The following is a 13688-nucleotide window of genomic DNA, read 5'->3' on the forward strand; positions in this document are numbered from 1 at the left end:
CTGGACCTACCGTAAAGTAAATAGGCCAGGCATGAATTAACAGCACTTTCTTATTTATAACTACCGGTTAGCGGGTTCCCCTTAGCGTTGGCAGTATTGCCGCCCCCAGCGCGCCCGCCGCATCGCCAAGAGATGAATGCGTTATTTTTCTGTTGACCGCGTAACCTTCTGCACGCGTCATCACAGCATCCATCCCTGACTGAAACAGTGGAAGCAGAGCCGCTGCGCTGCCGCTTAGCACGGTGGCATCCGGGCCATATAGCGTCAGTAGCGTGTTCAAACCGCAGCCGACAACCTGGCCATAGTGGTGCAGGATCCCGGCTACCGCCGGTCTTGCCGCCATCATTTCACTCAGCACCGCTGGCGTGCTGGCATCCCACTTCAGATTAGGAATTTCTCGCCTGAGCTGTTTTTGTAGCTGGGAACGCGAAGCCAGCATTTCCCAACAGCCCTGTAAGCCGCAGTAGCAGTGAACCGGCTCGCTTGAGACAGTAATATGTCCCGCTTCCGGGTGCTGTCCGTCGCTGCCGCGTAGCGGTTTACCTTTATCGAGTAGCGCGACGCCGATGCCGGTGCCGAGCGTGACCATCAGCATTCGCTCGCTGCCGCGTCCGGCCCCCAGATGATATTCTCCGAGTGCGGCAACAACCGCGTCATTATCTATCGCCACCGGCACCGCCAGCAGTTCGCGCAGCTCGGCAACCAGCGGATAATCAGAAAAACAGGCCAGCGTGTCGTTGTTTTCAATAATTTCAGTCACGTTATTAACCGGCCCGCTGGCGCCGATGCCCAGGCTCCCCAGGCGCTGACCGACAGGCCGCAGGCGACAGATAATATCAACCAGCGCTCTGGCTCGCTGATCCTGCGGCAAAGTGTTGAACCAGGCGGTAGGGATCGTTTCAGACGCAACTTCCTGCTCGCCAGCCAGTAAAATAATGCGGGTGCCGGTGCCCCCCATATCAATGCCGGCGCGTAATGGAAGTGCGTGTGTCATCATATTTTTACCGTGATTTTGTTGCCGTAAAGAAACTGGCCGGGCACCATGCCGTTTGCACGAGCCAGCGTCACCGTCAGGTGCTGTACCCAAAGCATAGCGCAGAGCAAGCGGGCGAGCGGCTGACCTGCTGGCGTAGGCCACTGCTGACAGCCAGCCCAGGCCTGCGGACCGACAGCGATAACTTCACTGCCGTTGGCGGCCAGATCGGCGGCCAGCGTTTGCAACGTGATATCGTTCTCTTCGCCAAACAGCAGCGCCAGCATGCCCTCTCCCGATGTCTCCATCGGACCGTGACGGAACTCACCGCCGATAAAACCTTCAGCAAATACTTTGGACGCTTCTTTAGTGATCAGCGCACCGGTCAACGCAGTAGCTGCATCCGCGCCGGTTCCAATCATCGCCACCCGGGGTCTGGCATACTTAAACAGGCGTTCGGTAACGGCCTGTACAGGTTCACGTTGCGTAATGATATGCGCCACCTGCGGTAATAATGCCCGTACCTCAGCAATCAGCGGCGCTTCATCACGTCCGGTCAGTGCATAAAGCGTGCGATAGCTGGCAACCAGCGTATTCAGATAGCTCTTTGCGCTGACGGTCGATTCTTCTCCACTTTTCAATTCGACGACGATATCCGCCTTTTTTGCCAGCAGGCTGTCAACATCGTTAGTCACGCCAATCAGCGTTTGCGGCGTTGGCACGCTTTCCAATACGGCGACGATCTCACCGCTCATGCCTGATTGCGACGTCATCCACAGTAAGGTGCGGTTCGTAATGAGCTGAGGCATATCCAGCAGCCGCCCGGCATCAAGACGCCAGACCGGAAAACCACGCTCAATCAGCTCACGTTCGATAGGGATCAGCGCATAATCGGACGATCCCATTCCGGCCAGCACAATACGATCGTATTGGTCGAGTGCCAGGCCATTCAGCATTTTCGGCAGGGTAGAGTCCAGCTGGTCGCTCAGTGCACTAACCTGTTGATCCAGCTCTTGTTCATAGGCGCTACGGTGAATGGTCGTCATCGGTGCCTGCTCCTGAAGATCGGTTGTCCCGATAAGCGTCACAATATATGCACGAATTCGTGCAGTCAATACGCTATCAGGCTACATCTGTTTATTTTGTCGCCTTAAATTGACCGTTGACCGTGACAATTGCGCAACTATGCGCCACTATATGCATGAAAACGTGCAAATATAGAGCAGGGAAAATTCAGGATGACGGCAAGCCAGCGCAGAGCGCAAATTGTAGAGATGATCACAGAAAAAGGTTATCTGAATGCCGCGGAGCTTTCAGCGATCTTCGGTGTGGATTCCTCGACGATCCGACGCGATCTCTCCCTGTTAGAAAAAACGGGGCGGGTGATGCGTACCCACGGCGGCCTTCTTCCCGTTGCGGCAGATAATAATTTCGATACGCCTTACAGTGTCCGGCTGCAAATGAATGCGGCTGCCAAAACGGCCATTGCCCGTCATGCTGCCAGCCTGGTAAGAGATGGACAGTCGCTCATCCTCGATAACGGCTCCAGCGTCTATGCCCTGGCGCTGGCACTGAAAGAGAAAAAGAACCTGACCATAGTGACGAATGATATTTATATCGCGATGGCGCTTGGCAACCAGCCTGGTTTTACGGTGCATGTGGCAGGCGGGCTGATGCTTTCCCAGGTTTATACGCTGGTGGGGCAGGAGACCGTGGATAAAATCAACAGCATTCACGTTGACTGGGCATTTTTGGGCGCAGAAGGCGTGCACTTTGAGAGCGGTATCACCAATATCAATACGGTCGAGATACCGGTAAAGCAGGCGATGATCAAAGCGGCAGATAAAACCGTGGTGCTGGCCGACAGTTCCAAAATGGGCTATCGGGCGCTGGCTCATGTCTGTCCGCTGGTGGATATCAGCCTGATTGTCACCGAAAACGCGCCAGCCCTGAAGCAACGTGCAAAATATGGCTCGCGGCTGGTGGCGGTGGAAGTGGAATAGGGGCGAATGACGGGCTATAGAGTGATGCTGGACATAGGTGAAGACGCCGAAAAAGATTTCTGGAAAGGCGCGTTTCGTTTCCCCTGCGTCAGCCATAATATCTATTTCCAGCAGGTGGAAAATGGCATATTCGTGGTTGCCGTTTATCCTCAGCGCAGATTGCCATTGCTACTGCGCCAACGGAAGCCTTCTCATTCTGCACGCTATCGCGAATCAATGAGCACTTAACCGCACGCGTCTTCATCCCTTGCCTCAGCTTCCGCAAAAATGCACTAAAATCAGTTCTTTTAGCTGTAAAGTGAGCCTCAAAATGCTGTATCGCCGCTTTGAACGACTGATCGACATTTTTCAGGAAGCCCCCAGCGCCACGCCGCCCAACAGCGTCTGGCCGTTCTATTACTACTATTTGCGTCAGGTCTGGCAGAGCTTTGCCCTGCTGCTGGTAGTTGGTCTGGTCGCGTCGCTGATTGAGGTGGCGCTGTTCCGCTTCCTCAGTACCATCATCGATATGGTGAATACGACCCCGGCCGGCAATTTCTTCAGCGTCCATGCTAACGAACTGATCTGGATGGGCGTGGTGGCGCTGGTGCTGCGGCCACTGTTTATTGGCCTGCACGATCTGCTGGTACACCAGACGATCAACCCCGGCATGACCAGTATGATCCGCTGGCAAAACCATAACTACGTGCTGCGTCAGAGCCTGAACTTCTTTCAGAGTGACTTTTCCGGGCGTATCGCCCAGCGCATTATGCAAACCGGCAATGCTCTGCGGGACTCGGCAGTGCAGGCCGTCGATGCGCTGTGGCACGTGCTGATTTATGCCATCACCTCACTGGTGCTGTTCGCCGAGGCCGACTGGCGGCTGATGATCCCGCTGCTGCTGTGGATTATCGGCTATGTTGTCAGCCTGAAATACTTCGTGCCGCGCGTTAAATCACGCTCGGTTGCCTCATCAGATGCCCGCTCTCGCCTGATGGGCACCATTGTTGATGGCTATACCAATATCACTACGCTGAAACTTTTTGCGCACAGCGACCTTGAGCGCTCCTATGCGCGTGAGGCGATAGGCGACCAGACTGAAAAAACCCGCCAGCAGGGGCGAATGGTCACAAATATGGATGTAGTGGTGACGACGCTTAACGGTTTGCTCATTGTGGGCACAACCGGCCTGTCGCTGTGGCTGTGGACGCAGTCGTTGATCAGCGTCGGGGCAATCGCGCTGGCAACCGGCCTGGTGATCCGCATTGTGAATATGTCTGGCTGGATCATGTGGGTGGTGAACGGTATTTTTGAAAATATCGGGATGGTGCAGGACGGTTTGCAGACCATCGCTCAGCCGGTCAGCGTTGCGGATAAGCCGCGGGCGCCTGCATTAAAGGTACATCACGGTGAGATTCGCTTTGATGGGGTGAATTTTAATTACGGCAAAGAGCGTCGGGTCATTGAGAACATGCAGTTGACCATTCGTCCCGGCGAAAAAATCGGCCTGATCGGGCCGTCCGGCGCAGGGAAATCCACCCTGGTCAACCTGCTGCTTCGGCTCTACGACCTGGACGGGGGGCGGATTATCATCGACGGACAGGATATTTCGCAGGTCAGCCAGGAAAGCCTGCGTGCTCAAATTGGTATGATCACCCAGGATACCTCGCTGCTGCATCGCTCTATTCGCGACAATCTGCTGTATGGCCGTCCCAATGCAACAGAAGCGGAACTCCAGCAGGCTATTCATCGCGCTAAAGCCGATGAGTTTATTCCACTGCTGTCTGATTCGCAGGGGCGTTACGGACTGGATGCACACGTAGGCGAGCGTGGCGTGAAGCTTTCCGGCGGGCAGCGTCAGCGTATTGCGATAGCCCGCGTGCTGCTGAAAGACGCGCCAATCCTGATTATGGACGAGGCCACATCCGCGCTGGATTCGGAAGTGGAAGCGGCCATTCAGGAAAGCCTGGAAACGCTGATGGGCGGCAAGACGGTTATCGCGATTGCCCACCGCCTTTCTACCATCGCCAAAATGGATCGGTTGGTGGTGCTGGAAAATGGTCGTATTGCTGAAACGGGTAGCCATAGCGAGCTGCTGGCGAAGGGGGGATTATATGCCCGCCTGTGGCATCACCAGACCGGCGGCTTTGTTGGCGAGTCCTGAGCGCTGAGCCATCAGAGGTGACGTTATGCCTCTGATGGCCGTTCCAGTTGTTATTCGTTGCGGCGATACGGCAGCGATTCGCGGGCTTCCTCAGCCCATGCTTCGACGCCCTGACGTTCCTGCTGGAGATAATCCGCCACGGCGTCATGCAGGCCGTCGTGCCGTAAATAGTGCCAGGATTCAGTAATGACAGGCTCAAATCCCCGCACCAGCTTGTGTTCTCCCTGCGCACCCGCATCAAAACGCCGTAAGCCGTTAGCGATGGCATAATCCATACCCTGGTAAAAACAGGTTTCAAAATGCAGCCGGTCGAACTCTGCCAGGCAACCCCAGTAGCGACCATAAAACGTCTGGTTGTCCACCAGGCTGAACGCCATTGCCACCGGCAGGCCGTTTTGCGTTGCCAACACCACGCGAATGGCATTGGGCATTCTTTCCGCGAGCAGGCTGAAAAATTGCCGCGTCAGATAGGGTCGTTGACCGCGTACGGCATAGGTGTTGCTGTAGCAGGCGTAAACAAAGTCCCAGTGCGCTTCGCTAAGCTGATGCCCCACTAAAAAAGTGAACTCAAACCCCTGGCTGGCGACCAGCTCGCGCTCTTTACGAATTTGTTTGCGCTTGCGTGACATCAGCGTGTCCAGGAAGTCCTGGAAATCACGATAGCCCGGATTGTGCCAGTGATACTGGCAGCCGAAGCGCGGCAGCCAGCGAGGCGCGTTTGCCAACAAATCGTGGGTCTGCGCATTACCGAAATTGATATGGGCGCTGTGGAGCTGGCGCTGATGCAGAAAGTCTGGAAGACTGTGCAGCAGTTTTTTTGCAGCATCTGCCTCGCCCAGCAGGCGTGCACCAGTCACCGGACTGAACGGGACGGCAGCCAGCCATTTGGGATAATAAGGTAGTCCGGCCCGCTGACAGGCATCGGCCCAGGCATGATCGAAAACGTACTCGCCTCGCGAATGGCTTTTACGGTAGCCGGGCAGAGCCGCACGCGGCTCGCCGTTGTCCATCCACAGTAGATGTTCTGGCTGCCAGCCAGTGCCTTTGCCGACACAGCCGCTCTCTTCCAGCGTGCTGAGAAACGCGTGGCGGAGAAAAGGTTGGTCGTCAGGCGTAAGAGCATCCCACTGACTGGCGGAAAGGTCTGCCAGGTTGGGCAAGAGGACTAGCGACACAGGCGCACTCCATCTTCACGACGGGTAAGGGCTACCCGATTAACCACGAAAGGCTAAAGTGAAGGTTTTGCGCGAGAAGATCAACGTCTTCTGATGCTGCCGCACGAGGCGGCAGCACGAAGGATCACAGTTGGTGCGGCGGCGTAACCTCGCTAAGCCGCTGTCCGTCGCCCCGATCTTCAGGTATATCGCCGCCAACGCGTACGATCGGCCCCATCACAAACAGGAAGCACAGCGCCGCAACCACGCAGTGTGCACCGACAAACACCAGTCCCATACTGTAGTTGCCGGTCAGCGCGACCAGATAGCCAAACATAATTGGCGTGATGATACCGGCAATATTACCGACACAGTTGAAGATAGCACCCGCCAGGCCTACCGCTTCTTTCGGCGCGGTATCGCTGATCACGGCCCAGGTGCCAGCACCGGCCGCCACGCCTTTGCCATAAAAAGCGAAAGACATAATGGCAATCACCCAGAAGTTGCTGTTGGCGACAGCGGCAGCAATCAGCGTCGCCGCCATTAACATGCCAACAATATAAGGCGTCTTCCGCGCCCAGGAAACGGACCAGCCAATCCGAATCAAATAGTCAGAAATGATGCCGCCAGAGATGCCGCCGGCAAAACCAAACAGCGCTGGCGCGATGGTGGCAAAACCGGCATGCAGGATATCCATGCCGCGATCCTGTACCAAATAAATAGGGAACCAGGTAATAAAGAAGTAGCTCAGCGCAATGGTGCAATATTGGCCAATATAGGCGCACCACAGCATTCGGTTGGTCAGTAGCTTACGAAACGTCTCGCGTGAGAGCCGTGATTTATCTTTACGCTGTTCGGCAGCATCAATATCAATCAGCCCACCGCCCGCCACAATATGGTCAAGCTCCTGTTGTGAAACGCTGGGATGTGTGCCGGGTTCCTTCATGTACCACATCCAGGCAAAAAAGGCGCCGATACCCATCATTCCTAATACAAAGAAAGGCCATGGCCAGCCAAACTCCGAGACCAGCCAGCCGGAGAGGGGCGAAAAAATGCCGACGGCAAAATACTGTGATGAGGCAAAAAGCGAAGAGGCCCGCCCGCGTTCGGCTTTCGGGAACCACATAATCGCTACGCGCGCATTGGCTGGAAAACTTGGCGCTTCAATCAGTCCCAGCGCAAAACGTAACGTAAACATAATGATCAATGCGCTGGTCAGGCCGTTGGCAAACTCACCGACAAAGCCCATCGCCAGCGTGGAGATCGACCACAGCACCAGCGTAATGCCATACACTTTTTTCGTCCCGAAGCGATCGAGAAACAGGCCACCCGGGATTTGACCAATTACATAAGCCCAGCTGAAAGCCGAGAGGATAAACCCTAACTGCACCGGCGACAGGCCAAATTCATCCTTAATGGCACCGCCAGCGATGGAAAGAATGGAGCGATCTGCATAAGCAATAACGGACAAAAATAATATCAGCATCAATATCCACACGCGTACGTGCGATCCGTGTTTGGCAGTCATAGTGATTACCCTTTTTTTCTTCATCGCCGGGATGAAAGAAGATGGCAGTCATTAGCAAGAACCGATCTCAGCTAAATCAGCGGCAGGTGAGAGAGGAAAGCAGCTGCTAACAGTCGTTTCCTCAACTATAGGAGGCCGTTTCGTGACGGGTCATTGTGCTGTTGTTGGAATTTTTCGGCAGATTTAACAGCAATTTCGGCAGGCGGCACAAAGCCAGTTGAAGCGCCTCACATTCCTGACCTCAGGGGGTTTGGCAAAAAAAATCATTTGTGGGAATGTGGTCTGCGTCCGGTTTTAAGCGTGCAGACTCTTCTATGAGCGGCCAAAGGATTATGGCTCTATCATCATCGGGCCAGCGATACGCAACACGTTGTAGAACCAGGTTTTGGCGGTGATATCGCCTATCTCCGTATGGGCATACAGGAAAACTTCCTGATTTGGCACGTGAAACGGCAGCTCCAGCATACGACCATTGCCGCGGCGGGCGTAGATTTTAGCGGCGCTGGAAGGCAGCGTGACCAGCAGCTCACTGGACGCGATCAGCTCACCCAACGCGGCAAAATGCGGCACTTCGACAGCGACGTGGCGTTCAATGCCGTACTCTTTCAACCGGTCCTCGACGATATGGTGACCGCTGGTGGCGGAAACAATAACGTGCTGTTCCTGCATATATTCTTCCAGAGAGAGCTGCTCGCCAATGCGCGGATGATCGACGTTGAGCAGGCAGACATAGCGCTCATAAACCATCAGCTCGCGCTGAGCAGAAGAGATCGATTCACTACGACTGCACAAAGCCGCGTCAATTCTGCCTGTCAGCAGCCATTCATCCAGCCTGTTCATATCAACCGGAATAACTTCCAGTTCAATATGAGGCGCCACACGGCGTAAATGTGTGACCAGTTTCGGCAGCAACAGCAGTTCACCCAGATCCGATAAAGCCAGGCGAAATTTGTGACGTGATGTCGCTGGGGAAAACGTGCGGGTTTCCGCCACGGCTTTTTCGATGCCCGTCAGCGATTTTTTAAACACCTTATAGAGCTGAACGGCCGTTGGCGTAGGTTCCATGCCTTTTCGACTGCGCTTAAACAGTTCGTCGTTGGTCTCGTTGCGTAAGCGGGCAAGCGCGTAACTTGCTGAAGGCTGGGTAATATAAAGACGATCTGCGGCCCCACTGACGCTACGCGTTTCGTAGATGGCGGTGAACACGCGGACCAGATTCAGATCTAACATAATAGCCTCTATAGATACTATCTATAAACGGAGATTCAAATTATCTATTTGAACTATTTTAAGCTTCTTTATACCATTCCAGCCATCAAATTTTGATATGTTACGTAATTTTTTGCATATTCAAAATTTACTATAAAAAACAAAAAGATACATTATTCCATCGTGGCATGCCGGTCGCACACTATGCAGTGTCGCCGGAGCAGGAGAGAGCAAGTGAAAGGTGAAATCGTAGAAGTCATCATCGACTGGATCGAAGCACATCTGGATGATGGTTTAAATATTGAAGCCGTAGCCGCACGATCGGGCTATTCAAAATGGCATCTTCAGCGCGCTTTTAAAGAAAAAAAAGGCATGACGCTGGGCAGTTTTATCCGCTGTCGCCGGCTGGATGAAGCCGCGAAAAGCCTGGTCAGCTCGCACAAAACCATTATGACGATTTCCATGGATCTGGGCTTCTCATCGCAACAGTGTTTTCAGCGCGTCTTTAAAAAACATTTTAACGTTACGCCAAGAGACTACCGTAACTTGCATCGCGAGCTGCACTAGGTTAGCGGCAGCCGGGCACCCCCCTTTTCTGAGCTGCAATCAAAATGAAAAAAATCCTTTCTCTCCTTATCACTGTGTTGATGAGCAGTTCCTGTCTTGGCGCTGGCGGCGGGCCAATGCGCGTAGTGTTTGCTGAATGTGAACACTGCACTGCGCCCGTTAGTGCCGGTAATGAGATGGGGGAGGGTATTACTGGCTATGAGCGGCAGGTACAGCGCGGGCTGGAGCCAGCGATGGAGAGCGCTCAGCGAAGTAGCGCCAGGTAAAATCCAGCAAGTTCGACGTGGCAACCATGAAAAATTTAACATTTCATCAGGTATACTGTGCCGGTGTTGAATTGCTTACGGGTTGCTATGGAACGTTTTACTGAGAATCTGATATACGCTGCGCGCTGGCTGCTGGCGCCTATTTACCTTGGGTTGTCCCTTGGACTGCTGGCGTTAGCGATCAAGTTTTTCCAGGAAGTTTTTCACCTGTTGCCCAACGTGCTGGCTATGGCCGAGAACGATTTAGTGCTGGTGCTGCTGTCGATGATTGACCTGACGCTGGTCGGCGGCCTGCTGGTGATGGTGATGCTTTCCGGCTATGAAAACTTTGTCTCCAAGCTGGATATCTCCGAGCACAAGGAAAAACTGAGCTGGTTGGGGAAAATGGATTCCGGCTCGCTGAAAAATAAAGTTGCCGCGTCGATTGTGGCTATCTCTTCTATACACCTGCTGCGGGTGTTTATGGATGCCAGAAATATCCCTGATAATAAGCTGATGTGGTACGTCATTATCCATCTGGCTTTTGTTCTGTCTGCCTTTGTCATGGGCTATCTTGATGGCATGTCGCGCAGAGAGAAAAACAGCAGTCATTAATATCAAACTGCCCGCATCCGCGGGCAGTTTTCCTGCTTTTTAACGCCTTCCGCTAATTTTACTTGCCTGATACAGGGCAGATCGCATAAAAAACCGGTAACGCGCCTGTTTCTGTGACAGAAACCTTTTGCGTAAAAGCCCCCGGCACTTCTGTTATACCCGTTAATGACCTCGCGGCCATCTGCTGCGCGGCCTGTAGCTAATTTCTTATTGAGGACAGCGATGTCAGATGATTAGTCGTCGTCGGTTAATGCTGGGTACTGGCGCAACGCTGTTGGCGATGACCACCGGAAAACTTTTCGCCAGAGAGGATATTATTCCGCTTTGGCAGGATGAGCCACCTGGCGGCGGTGGGCCCAGCGGAGAGCTGCGCGTTTCCACAAACGGTTCATGGTCGAATATCGTTAGTCCGGCTATTCAGCGCTTCCAGCCGGAAAACCCGAACGGCTCTGCGGTATTAATTGCTGCCGGCGGCGGCTATCGCTGGATAGGGATGGGTGGTGAAGCCTGGCCTGTCGCTCGCTGGCTAAACGCTCGCGGCTATACAGCTTACGTGCTGAGTTACCGCTTACCTCACGAAAAATGGCGAGCCGGGCGACTGGCCCCGTTGCAGGATGCGCAGCGGGCGATCAGGCTGGTACGTTCAATGGAGCGGAAAGTCCATCTGTTAGGCTTTTCCGCTGGCGGCCATCTGATGGGGATGGCGGCAGCGCGGCCAGATTTTGCCACCTATAAGCCGGAAGACTCTCTGGATCTGATTCGTCCTGAGGTCGACACCGCAGCGCTAATCTATCCGGTTATTACGCTCGAACCGCCTTACACGCATACTAATACCTACCTGGAAATGCTGGGTAAAAATGCGTCGCCGGCTGATGAAGCGAGCTGGTCAGTAGAAAACTACGTAACGCGCCAGTTTCCGCCGACGTTTTTAGCACAGGCCGAGGACGATCATGTGTCGAATCCGCATAATACACAAATTATGCACGATACCTGTCGGCGGATGGGCGTACCGGTTGAGCAGATTAAAATTACTCGCGGTGGGCATGGTTTTGGTTTAGGCAGGGCAGGATCGCCTGCGGCGATCTGGGATGAAGCCTATTCGATTTGGCTTGCGGCACGTCGCTAAACGAGAGAATGCCACCTCCGGCAGAGGTGGCCAGCCGCTATTTTCGCAATCTGACCAGGTCAACCGCATGATTGACGCTTTTGGTCATAATCAGGCTCGCCCGCTCACGCGTTGGCAGAATATTCTCTTTCAGGTTCATCAGATTGATCTCTTCCCACAGCTGTGTGGCAACACCTACCGCTTCGTCGGCGGGTAATTTCGCGTAGTGATGGAAATAGGAATCCGGATCGGTAAACGCACCCTGACGGAATTTCAGAAAACGATTGATATACCAGTGGCGCAGCAAATCCTCAGGCGCATCAACATAGATAGAGAAGTCGACAAAGTCTGAGACAAAGACGTGATGCGGATCGTGGGGATAATCCATTCCGCTCTGCAAAACGTTCAGCCCTTCCAGAATCAAAATATCGGGCTGCTGTACCGTTTTGTCCCCTTCAGGAATGACGTCGTAAATCAGGTGTGAATAGACAGGTGCAGTGACCTGCGAAGCGCCTGATTTCAACTCAGAGACAAAATTGACCAGCCGGTGCATGTCGTAAGATTGTGGGAACCCCTTCTTTTTCATCAGCCCGCGCTCTTTTAACACCTCATTAGGGTGCAAAAAGCCATCGGTGGTGATGAGCTCAACGCGACGATGCTCCGGCCAGCGGCTCAGTAACGCCTGTAACACACGCGCCGTGGTGCTTTTTCCTACGGCTACGCTACCGGCGATGCTGATGATATAGGGGATCTTCTGTCCGTTTGTACCCAGGAACTGTTCCAGCACCGCCTGACGGCGTAGATTTGAACTGATATAGAAGTTCAGCAGACGTGAGAGCGGCAGATAAATCTCCGCCACTTCATCTATAGAGAGATCTTCGTTAATCCCTTCAAGCTGCGCAATTTCATCTTCACTCAGCGTCATCGGCACGGAATCACGCAACGCGGCCCATTGCGAACGGTTAAATTGCAGATAGGGTGTAGTCAACAAGGAGTCTTTTTTACTCATATGCATGCTTCTGCCAGCAAGAATTAGCCCGTCGTAACGTCAGAACTGCCGGTAAAGAAGGGAAAATCCCATTTTACGTACGCACTAAGGTAAATTTCAGAAAACAATAGGCAGGAGGTTAACACCACACGGCAAGTAATCAGAAGTAAAAATATAACCTGCGGACGCAAACGTAACGGCTCCCGCATTTATTGAATAATTCGCTGGCAATCATCTCGCTAACCTGATTAACCGCAAAGTCAGTCATGCCTTCTCTGACTGCAATCCGTTTTTAGCCACCCTTCATGGGATAAAAGAAAATCGGGCGTCTAAAAAATAGGCAGTTGAACCTTTCATATTGAGGAGTTAAAGCAATAAAACGCTTGATGGAAGGAATCCTCATAAGAGAAAAGAGGAAGGATGCGTACTTCGGCGTGAAAAAGCCTGCATGAAAAAAGCGCCGTAATGCTGCATATTTGAACGATATTGCAGGTCGGAAGCGCTAATTTGCGAAGAATCGCACAAATAGTAGCCATAAGGACTTTTATCGCAATTTTTTTGTTGCATCCCGCCGCCAGTCTTCCTAGAATGCGCTCCACTTGATGCCGGCTTAGCTCAGTTGGTAGAGCAACTGACTTGTAATCAGTAGGTCACCAGTTCGATTCCGGTAGCCGGCACCATCAAGTAACGAAGTACCCCTGGTGGGGTTCCCGAGCGGCCAAAGGGAGCAGACTGTAAATCTGCCGTCATCGACTTCGAAGGTTCGAATCCTTCCCCCACCACCATTTCGGCCTCGCAGTTTGAGGTTGCAAATGCAGATTTCAGACTGAGCTCAAGCACAGTCAGAGTCATCAAGCAAATGCGGGTTGACTCGAATAGCTGGGAAACTTTTTCAGCTGTTCACAAGCTACAGACAGAACAGGTAGCCGAGTTCCAGGATGCGGGCATCGTATAATGGCTATTACCTCAGCCTTCCAAGCTGATGATGCGGGTTCGATTCCCGCTGCCCGCTCCAAGCCGTGCTGATATGGCTCAGTTGGTAGAGCGCACCCTTGGTAAGGGTGAGGTCCCCAGTTCGACTCTGGGTATCAGCACCACTTCTAAATCTCCCTCCCTGATTCTTCTCTGTACGTTAAAATTCAACAGTTCAGGCGCTGC

Annotated in this window: 13 protein-coding genes and 4 tRNA genes; 11 read left to right on the forward strand and 6 right to left on the reverse strand. The window is 53.3% G+C overall.

The annotated features are described in order from the left end of the window. Positions 1–67: 67 nt before the first annotated feature. Positions 68–997, reverse strand: a complete 930-nt coding sequence (locus tag AAGQ96_RS01065) for an ROK family protein (RefSeq protein ID WP_342754626.1) — start codon at positions 995–997, stop codon at positions 68–70. Continuing rightward, on the reverse strand, positions 994–2019 hold the full coding sequence (locus tag AAGQ96_RS01070; RefSeq protein WP_342754627.1) for an SIS domain-containing protein: 1026 nt from the start codon (positions 2017–2019) through the stop codon (positions 994–996). The genes AAGQ96_RS01065 and AAGQ96_RS01070 overlap by 4 nt, the downstream gene beginning before the upstream one ends. Before the next feature lie 192 nt (positions 2020–2211). Between AAGQ96_RS01070 and AAGQ96_RS01075 the strand changes: the two genes are divergently transcribed. The 3 genes from AAGQ96_RS01075 to AAGQ96_RS01085 all read left to right on the forward strand — a co-directional run bounded on the left by AAGQ96_RS01075 (position 2212) and on the right by AAGQ96_RS01085 (position 5119). Beyond that, positions 2212–2976, forward strand: a complete 765-nt coding sequence (locus AAGQ96_RS01075; RefSeq protein ID WP_147193939.1) for a DeoR/GlpR family DNA-binding transcription regulator — start codon at positions 2212–2214, stop codon at positions 2974–2976. A 6-nt stretch (positions 2977–2982) separates the two neighbouring features. After that, positions 2983–3204: a hypothetical protein gene (locus AAGQ96_RS01080; protein ID WP_342754628.1), complete on the forward strand. Its 222-nt coding sequence runs from the start codon at positions 2983–2985 to the stop codon at positions 3202–3204. Between the two features lie 82 nt (positions 3205–3286). Next, positions 3287–5119, forward strand: a complete 1833-nt coding sequence (locus tag AAGQ96_RS01085; protein WP_342754629.1) for an ABC transporter ATP-binding protein — start codon at positions 3287–3289, stop codon at positions 5117–5119. A 50-nt stretch (positions 5120–5169) separates the two neighbouring features. Here the strand turns inward: AAGQ96_RS01085 and AAGQ96_RS01090 are convergent, their stop codons facing one another. From AAGQ96_RS01090 to AAGQ96_RS01100, 3 genes are all read right to left on the reverse strand, one after another. Continuing rightward, complete coding sequence (locus tag AAGQ96_RS01090) at positions 5170–6294, reverse strand: GNAT family N-acetyltransferase (RefSeq protein WP_342754630.1); 1125 nt, start codon at positions 6292–6294, stop codon at positions 5170–5172. Between the two features lie 124 nt (positions 6295–6418). After that, positions 6419–7825, reverse strand: a complete 1407-nt coding sequence (locus AAGQ96_RS01095) for an MFS transporter (RefSeq protein WP_254446289.1) — start codon at positions 7823–7825, stop codon at positions 6419–6421. 306 nt (positions 7826–8131) lie between these two features. Next, a complete protein-coding gene (locus AAGQ96_RS01100) occupies positions 8132–9031 on the reverse strand; it encodes a LysR family transcriptional regulator (RefSeq protein ID WP_147193950.1) in 900 nt (299 codons plus the stop codon). A 213-nt stretch (positions 9032–9244) separates the two neighbouring features. Between AAGQ96_RS01100 and AAGQ96_RS01105 the strand changes: the two genes are divergently transcribed. The 4 genes from AAGQ96_RS01105 to AAGQ96_RS01120 all read left to right on the forward strand — a co-directional run bounded on the left by AAGQ96_RS01105 (position 9245) and on the right by AAGQ96_RS01120 (position 11563). After that, entirely contained in the window at positions 9245–9577 is a 333-nt protein-coding gene (locus tag AAGQ96_RS01105) for a helix-turn-helix domain-containing protein (protein WP_147193953.1), read from the forward strand. Positions 9578–9621: 44 nt separating this feature from the next. Continuing rightward, positions 9622–9843, forward strand: a complete 222-nt coding sequence (locus tag AAGQ96_RS01110) for a hypothetical protein (protein ID WP_342754631.1) — start codon at positions 9622–9624, stop codon at positions 9841–9843. Between the two features lie 87 nt (positions 9844–9930). Then, positions 9931–10437: a TIGR00645 family protein gene (locus AAGQ96_RS01115; RefSeq protein ID WP_147193958.1), complete on the forward strand. Its 507-nt coding sequence runs from the start codon at positions 9931–9933 to the stop codon at positions 10435–10437. Positions 10438–10666: 229 nt separating this feature from the next. Then, positions 10667–11563 carry an alpha/beta hydrolase gene (locus tag AAGQ96_RS01120; RefSeq protein ID WP_342754632.1) on the forward strand — a complete coding sequence of 299 codons (897 nt, stop codon included), beginning with the start codon at positions 10667–10669 and terminating at the stop codon, positions 11561–11563. A gap of 37 nt (positions 11564–11600) precedes the next feature. Here AAGQ96_RS01120 and coaA read toward each other — a convergent pair whose 3' ends face one another. Beyond that, on the reverse strand, positions 11601–12551 hold the full coding sequence (gene coaA, locus AAGQ96_RS01125) for a type I pantothenate kinase (RefSeq protein WP_147193962.1): 951 nt from the start codon (positions 12549–12551) through the stop codon (positions 11601–11603). Positions 12552–13134: 583 nt separating this feature from the next. Between coaA and AAGQ96_RS01130 the strand changes: the two genes are divergently transcribed. The 4 genes from AAGQ96_RS01130 to AAGQ96_RS01145 all read left to right on the forward strand — a co-directional run bounded on the left by AAGQ96_RS01130 (position 13135) and on the right by AAGQ96_RS01145 (position 13627). After that, positions 13135–13210, forward strand: a tRNA-Thr gene (locus AAGQ96_RS01130). Positions 13211–13230: 20 nt separating this feature from the next. Beyond that, positions 13231–13315 (forward strand) — tRNA-Tyr (locus tag AAGQ96_RS01135). 155 nt (positions 13316–13470) lie between these two features. Continuing rightward, positions 13471–13545: transfer RNA gene (locus AAGQ96_RS01140), tRNA-Gly, on the forward strand. A gap of 6 nt (positions 13546–13551) precedes the next feature. After that, a tRNA-Thr gene (locus AAGQ96_RS01145) sits at positions 13552–13627 on the forward strand. Positions 13628–13688: the final 61 nt, after the last annotated feature.

It is taken from the genome of Pantoea sp. MBD-2R (assembly GCF_039134845.1).
Taxonomy (GTDB): Bacteria; Pseudomonadota; Gammaproteobacteria; order Enterobacterales; family Enterobacteriaceae; genus Erwinia.